At 23.4% G+C, this 6,777-nt stretch carries 8 protein-coding genes; 5 read left to right on the top strand and 3 right to left on the bottom strand.

What is annotated here, in order from left to right; translation table 11 throughout:
- Positions 1-315: 315 nt before the first annotated feature.
- Positions 316-825 carry a hypothetical protein gene (locus OC701_RS02050; protein ID WP_304514442.1) on the bottom strand — a complete coding sequence of 170 codons (510 nt, stop codon included), beginning with the start codon at positions 823-825 and terminating at the stop codon, positions 316-318.
- Positions 826-1,693: 868 nt separating this feature from the next.
- Here OC701_RS02050 and OC701_RS02045 point away from each other — a divergent pair.
- From OC701_RS02045 to OC701_RS02025, 5 genes are all read left to right on the top strand, one after another.
- Entirely contained in the window at positions 1,694-2,686 is a 993-nt protein-coding gene (locus OC701_RS02045; protein ID WP_304514441.1) for a metal ABC transporter solute-binding protein, Zn/Mn family, read from the top strand.
- Between the two features lie 4 nt (positions 2,687-2,690).
- Positions 2,691-3,443 carry a metal ABC transporter ATP-binding protein gene (locus tag OC701_RS02040; protein WP_304514440.1) on the top strand — a complete coding sequence of 251 codons (753 nt, stop codon included), beginning with the start codon at positions 2,691-2,693 and terminating at the stop codon, positions 3,441-3,443.
- A complete protein-coding gene (locus OC701_RS02035; RefSeq protein ID WP_304514439.1) occupies positions 3,440-4,492 on the top strand; it encodes a metal ABC transporter permease in 1,053 nt (350 codons plus the stop codon). Before OC701_RS02040 ends, OC701_RS02035 begins: the two co-directional genes overlap by 4 nt.
- A gap of 3 nt (positions 4,493-4,495) precedes the next feature.
- Positions 4,496-5,623, top strand: coding sequence for a metal ABC transporter permease (locus tag OC701_RS02030; RefSeq protein ID WP_304514438.1), 1,128 nt, complete (start codon positions 4,496-4,498; stop codon positions 5,621-5,623).
- A gap of 64 nt (positions 5,624-5,687) precedes the next feature.
- On the top strand, positions 5,688-6,233 hold the full coding sequence (locus OC701_RS02025) for a hypothetical protein (protein WP_304514437.1): 546 nt from the start codon (positions 5,688-5,690) through the stop codon (positions 6,231-6,233).
- 86 nt (positions 6,234-6,319) lie between these two features.
- Here the strand turns inward: OC701_RS02025 and OC701_RS02020 are convergent, their stop codons facing one another.
- The gene (locus tag OC701_RS02020) at positions 6,320-6,640 is read right to left on the bottom strand and encodes a metallopeptidase TldD-related protein (RefSeq protein ID WP_304514436.1); all 321 of its coding nucleotides are present in this window, start codon (positions 6,638-6,640) and stop codon (positions 6,320-6,322) included.
- A complete protein-coding gene (locus tag OC701_RS02015) occupies positions 6,637-6,759 on the bottom strand; it encodes a hypothetical protein (RefSeq protein WP_304514435.1) in 123 nt (40 codons plus the stop codon). The genes OC701_RS02020 and OC701_RS02015 overlap by 4 nt, the downstream gene beginning before the upstream one ends.
- Positions 6,760-6,777: the final 18 nt, after the last annotated feature.

Below are 6,777 nucleotides of genomic sequence, written 5' to 3'. Positions count from 1 at the left end.
TTGGTTAAGTGATAAACTATCTAATACATGATTATATTATATCGATAGCCTCCGAACTGCTCGCTTATAGTAGTTTGCGAGACAGGTTAAGAAATTACATCTGCTTATCTTCTTAGGCCATTTCAGGTTTACCCTTAGAACCATTCGGTGGCGGCGTCTTCTTGACTAACTACTTCATCGCAACCCGCTTTTAAAAACTGCTGTAATTCTTAATAGTTTCCTTTCAAGAACCGTTCTTAGCCTGTCAGTGTTTATCGCACTGGTGATGGGTTAGTTCACTCGATATTTTAGATATTTTTAGCACTTTCTTATAAACTAAATATTTTTTTTAAAAGGGAAATATTCAAGTTTTAATAATTTCCATTCATTTTCTTTAGGTAAACGTTGATATAAACTTTCTTCTAATTGTTGTCCGCTCTCAACATTAACATAACAGGTAAGTCTAAAATTTTTATCAACATCTTCATAAATAACATTAGTATTTCCTTTCGCATCTATATCATGAGCATAGCCTAAAAATTTAAATTCAATATCAATTCCATTTACTTTTCTAGTCAAAACAGACGATTCTTCATTAACTTTATTAAATGTTTTTGGAGTTTTATCTAAAGACGAATTAGGTTTATTAAGATTTATTTGAGGTTTATCAATATTTTTTGATAATAAATATGGTTCATTCCAAGATTTATTTAATAAATTTTTTTTAGCATAATATAATTTAGATAAAAAACTTATAATAGAAATTATAGTAAAAAATAAAAAAATAATTAATAAAATCATTATAAAACCAGAAAAATTATTTATTTTTTTAGATTTTAAAATCATTTTTTAACCTCTTATCTCTTGACAATAAAATAAAAACTAAAAATAATTATTGTTTTCCGCTCAATAATACTATTGTACAAAGAAGATATTTGAATTATAATATGATATTTTTTAAGAATATTTGAAAAAATATCTTCTGTTTCTAAATAATTTATAAATAAAAGTTACCGCTTAGTAATTTTATAATAAATTTATAATAAAAAGAAATGAAATTAATTTTATAAATAATTTTTTTCAAAATATTACATAAAAATTACAAATTTTAGAACAACTAAATTATACCATATTTATAATCTAATAATTGCAAAAATACCTTTAAAAATAAAAAACTTTCCAAAAAATCAAAAAATAATTTTTCAGAGATAAAATAAAAAGTATTGTTTATAAATGATATTTCAATGAAGTGAATATTTATATAAAAAAACATTTTTAAAAAAATAGTAATTATTAAAAATAATAAATTTGACATTAAAATAAATATATGTTAAAATTAAGGCAAAAAAATTTATAGTTTTTCATTTTTATAATGACAACTATAATCAGATAAACGGATATTTTAATATTTTAAAGAATTTTTAATTTTAAACAAAGAAATACAAATTCTTTAATGAATAAAATCAAAATATTTTTAAAATCCATTTTATTTTTATGAATATAAAATTAACAAGTAAAAACAAATTAAAATATACAAAATTTTAACTTACAATATAACATAAATTTTTTGATAAAAATTTTAAAAAATTCTAATAAAATTTAGAAAGGTTTGTTAAATTTAAAAAAAATTAAATTTAGATCCAGATTAAAAATGAAAAATTTTTTACCTAAAAATAATTATAGTTGGTTTATATTTATGTTCTTATTCACTATAATGATCAATTATGTTGTTTTTTACTCAATTTCAGTTTCTTCTAAAGAAGATAAAGATATAAATAAGAAAATAATTATTACTTCTACAACTAATTTATTAGATGATTTGGTTAATCATTTAATAGGGAATGTAGATGAAAAAGAAAATCCACAAGATGAAAAATATAAAAAAATCGAAAATATAAAAACTTGTGTTTTAATGGAAGCCGGGGTAGATCCTCACAATTATAAAATAAAACAATCTGATAGAATAGCTATAAAACAAGCTGATTTAATTATAACTAACGGATTGCACTTAGAATCTAAAATGACAGATTCCTTTTCTTTAATATCTCCTACATCTAATATATGGTCTGCTGATCAAGCTATTAAAAATGATCAATTGATTACAGATGTAATAACAGGCCAAAAAGATCCTCATATTTGGTTCAGTATTGATTTGTGGCAACAAGTATTAAAAAATCTAAAAGAACACTTGCAATCAAAATTAGTAGAATCAAAAGATCTAAAATCGCTAGAAAATAATTTTAATTTATATATTAAACAATTGGATCATTTAAAAGAAATTACTAAAAAAACATTTGAAAATAAAGACATTATACTAATTACAGCTCATGATGCTTTTTCATACTTAGCTAAAGAAAATAAATTTAAAGGATTATACTCTATACAAGGAATATCCACACAAACTGAAACCTCTCCTCGTGATATCGAAAAGATAGCTGAAATTATAATAAAACACAAAGTAAAAGCTATTTTTATAGAATCATCGGTTCCACATAATTATCTCGATAGTTTAATAGAAGCAGTAAAAAATCATAAACCTAATTTTAAAATAAAAATTAGTGATCAAGAATTATATTCAGATTCTTTAGGTACTAAAGAAGATCCAAATTATAAACAATTACCAGAAACAAATCAATATTTTAAAATGTCTAGTTATATAGGAGCTTTTTTACATAATATTGATATTATTAGTAAGGAGTTAACATAAAAAAATGAAAAAACCAGAAATAGCAATTCAAATAAAAGATTTAACTGTTTCTTATCAATACCAAAAGCCTGTTCTGTGGGATATAGATTTAGAAATTACAAAAGGATCTTTTACTGCTATATTAGGTCCTAACGGAGCGGGCAAATCAACTTTAATTAAAACTTTAATAGAATTAATTCCAAAAATCTCAGGAGAAATTTTATTTTTTGGAAAATCATACAAACATCTACAAAAAAAAATAGTTTATGTGCCACAAAGAAGCGAAGCTTACTGGAATTTTCCTACAACAGTTCTAGATATAGTTTTAATGGGGAGATACGGACATCTAGGATGGTTTAAAAGGCCAACTGACAAAGATAAAAATATCGCTATACAAGCTTTAAAAGAAGTAGATATGTTATCTTTTCAAAAATGTCAAATTTCAGAATTATCAGGCGGACAACAACAAAGAGTTTTTTTAGCCAGGTCATTAGCTCAACAAGGAGAAATTTATCTATTAGATGAACCTCTACAAGGAATCGACATACAAACAGAAAAAAAAATTATTTCCATTTTACAAAACTTACAAAAAGAAGGAAAAACAATTATTGCAATACATCATGATTTAACTACGGTTGAACAATATTTTGATCATATTGTTTTACTTAATTTATATAAAATAGCAAGTGGCACAACTATAAAATGTTTTACGTCGGATAATATAAATAAAACTTTTCGAAATACTTCGAAAGGACGGAAAATAACAAAAATATTATGAATATTACAGAATTCTGGAACTATACCAATATCAAGCTTTTAACAGGCGCTTCTTTATTAGGTTGCGCTTCAGGAATCATAGGTATTATTATGATTTTTCGCAAACAATGTTTACTAGGGGATACCATTGCTCATACTATTTTGCCCGGTATTGTAGTAATGTACTTATTAACTCAGAAAACCAATGAATGGGTTTTATGGGTAGGCGCTTTTATATCTTCAATAATAGCTATAGGGTTAATAGAATTAATTAAAAAATATTCTATTCTTCCGATAGATGCCATTTTATCGCTAATTTTATCATCTTTATTCGGATTAGGAAATATTTTAATATCTATAGCCCAAAAAATATCTGCCAATAATAAAATTGCTGTTTTAGAAAAATTCATATTAGGGCAAATAGCTCTTATTTCTTATAATAATATCATTTATATAACAATAGTAACTATTATTACTGGAATAATTATTATACTTTTATGGAAAGAATTTAAAATATTTATCTTCGATTCAACCTTTACTCGCAGTATTGGTTTTAATATTAAATTAATAAATTTTATTTTAAATATGTTGTTAATTAGTATTATTATAATCAGTTTGAAATTAATGGGGGTTATTTTAACTAGTTCTTTTATAACTTTACCTGGAATAATTGCTTTACAATTTAGTCACAAACTTCATATTAACGCTATATTATCAGCTATAATAACTGCTATTGTCAGCTTACTAGGTATTTTTATTAGTTACCAAATACCGCATATGCCTACAGGACCTATTATTATCATAATTACTGATATTTTAATTATAGCTACATTATTATTAGCGCCCAAAAGAAGTTTAATTACAAAATATATCAAACAAAAAAAATATTTAAAAAATCTTAAAAAATTCAAATCATTAATTAATATTTATTTAAAAAATAAATGTAGCAAAGATATTAATTTAGAAAAATTCTTATTCCAACAAAATTATCTTGTTTGTATAAATAAACAAATCATGATCACTTCTAAAGGTAAAAGAATCATTCAAAAATTAATCAATAAGGAATTTTAACAAATGATAATACAATTTTTAAATAAAATTGCTACACAATTCGAATGGGATGTATTTTTAATCTTAACTATAACTTCGTTAGCTTTAGCTAGTTTAGGTATTTTTTTAGTATTAAAAAAAATGACTATGACAGTAGATGCTATCAGTCATACTGTACTATTAGGTATCGTTTTAGCTTTTTTAATAACTGGAAATTTAAATTCACCATTATTAATTATAGGAGCTATTTTAACCGGTTTAATTACTGTTGTTTTAATAGAAATACTAAAAAAAAATGCTCAAATTTCATCAGACGGAGCTATTAACATAATTCTAACTTTTTTATTTTCTATAGCTATTATCATAATTAATAATTACACACGTAATGTTCATATAGATACAGATGCAGTATTTTTAGGAAATGTAGAATTAATTAATTTAAAACAAATATATAAAATATTACCGATTTTAATCATTAATCTAATTTATATTTTTTTATTTTTTAAAGAAATTAAAATTTTTATTTTTGACCCATGCTTATGTTCATTATTAGGTTTTTCTACAATAATTATTAATTACTTATTAATGACTTTAGTTTCTTTAACAGTAGTTGTTTGCTTTGATATCGTTGGTTCTATTATGGTAATATCTTGTATGATAGGTCCAGCTATGACCGCTATACTTTTAACATCTAATTTGTTGTCTGGATTTTTATTATCTTTATGGATTAGTTTAATAAATACTTATTTAGGATACTTTTTAGGAATATTATGGAATATACCTATAGCTAGTTTAATAGCCATTGTTAATTTAATACATTTCTTATTAGTTTTAATTTTTGAAAAAAGAAAAGGCATAATAACAACAATTATACAAAATCACAAACAGAAAAAAAATTTTTTAATGTTAAATTTATTAATTCATTTAGAAAATCATCAAAATCAACCATTTAAAAAACAATTAACTATTATACAAAAAGATTTAAAATGGAATAATAAAATTTTTAAAAAATGCATAGAACAAGCTTTTAAAAATAACTATATCATTTATAATAAGAATAATCAAATAACAATTAGCCTTTTAGGGAAAAATTTTATCCAATCTCAAAAACAAGATAATAATTTTCTTTACTTTAAAAATAAAAAATGTTAAAATCAAATTGTCCATAGATAAAAATAATACTGAAGAATGAAAATTAAAAAAGGGGGCTATTTTTTTGTTAAAAATAATAAAAAATAGTATTTTATTCTTCTCAGTTAGCTTAGCTTGTCTATTAACCATTTTCACTATAAACAATGCTAAAATGTCTATATTAGCTTTTGATTCTGGTCAATATTTCGACCAAGTTTCGAACTCAAATAATGATAAAAGAGAAAAAGTTTTATCTTACACTCATTATCTTATATCAAAAGATGTTAATCAAAAATTTAAAACTCAAATTCCATTGAAACAAGCAATAGAAAGATTCTTTGATTACATATTTCAAGATTTGTTCGCAATCCAAGACTGGGATCCTTCAGATGAAAAATTCTCTAAATTAGCTAATTTTGATTCTGATAAATATTTACCAGATAATTATTACGACGTAATATTGCCTGCTGAAATTCAATTATATTTTTTTACACCTTTATTAAAATCAATAGATGAACAAGTACCGTCTACATATTTAGATCAAGTTACAAAATTCCTTTCAACAGAATACTTAACAAGTAAAATGAGTCAAGCTATTGAAGATTTAAAAGTCCAAAAATCTTCTAAATAATTTAAAAATTAATAAACTATTTATAGCCTATAAAAGCTATAAATAGTTTTTTTATTTTTATCCTAAATAAATTAATATAGAGAATTTCAATTACCCGATATATTTAATAAACCAACATGTACACTAGAACTACCAAAGCCAGATATTTGAAATTTAAAATCATTAGCAATATCTTGAATATTGTTTAATAAATCAAAAAAATTACCGGAAATAACAACCATATTAAAAGGATTGTTTATAAAACCATTTTTAATACAAAAACCTGAAGCTTGCAAACTAAAAGATCCACTTATATCATCTACACCTGCGTGACAACCTACTATAGAATTAACATAAACACCATCTTTAACATCATATAATAATTCAGGTAAAGATTTATCCCCGGATTTTAAATAACAATTACTCATAGAAATAGAAATACGGATAGATTATTGGCGTTTCCTTGATAAGATTTGTTTTCATCAACTATTACCAACAGCCCCCGTCCAAACGGTGCGAGCAAGTTTCCCAGCACACCGCTTTCCATAATTTATCCCTGTTCCGG

Source organism: Candidatus Phytoplasma bonamiae (assembly GCF_030586845.1).
GTDB classification, from domain to species: Bacteria; Bacillota_I; Bacilli_A; order Acholeplasmatales; family Acholeplasmataceae; genus Phytoplasma; species Phytoplasma bonamiae.
This window is presented reverse-complemented; position numbering and strand designations above follow the sequence as displayed.

Bases quoted from the DNA above. Each gene is read 5' to 3' on its own strand.
- OC701_RS02050 (WP_304514442.1), bottom strand. From the start codon at position 825: ATGATTTTAAAATCTAAAAAAATAAATAATTTTTCTGGTTTTATAATG.
- OC701_RS02045 (WP_304514441.1), top strand. From the start codon at position 1,694: ATGATCAATTATGTTGTTTTTTACTCAATTTCAGTTTCTTCTAAAGAA.
- OC701_RS02040 (WP_304514440.1), top strand. From the start codon at position 2,691: ATGAAAAAACCAGAAATAGCAATTCAAATAAAAGATTTAACTGTTTCT.
- OC701_RS02035 (WP_304514439.1), top strand. From the start codon at position 3,440: ATGAATATTACAGAATTCTGGAACTATACCAATATCAAGCTTTTAACA.
- OC701_RS02030 (WP_304514438.1), top strand. From the start codon at position 4,496: ATGATAATACAATTTTTAAATAAAATTGCTACACAATTCGAATGGGAT.
- OC701_RS02020 (WP_304514436.1), bottom strand. From the start codon at position 6,640: ATGAGTAATTGTTATTTAAAATCCGGGGATAAATCTTTACCTGAATTA.
- OC701_RS02015 (WP_304514435.1), bottom strand. From the start codon at position 6,759: ATGGAAAGCGGTGTGCTGGGAAACTTGCTCGCACCGTTTGGACGGGGG.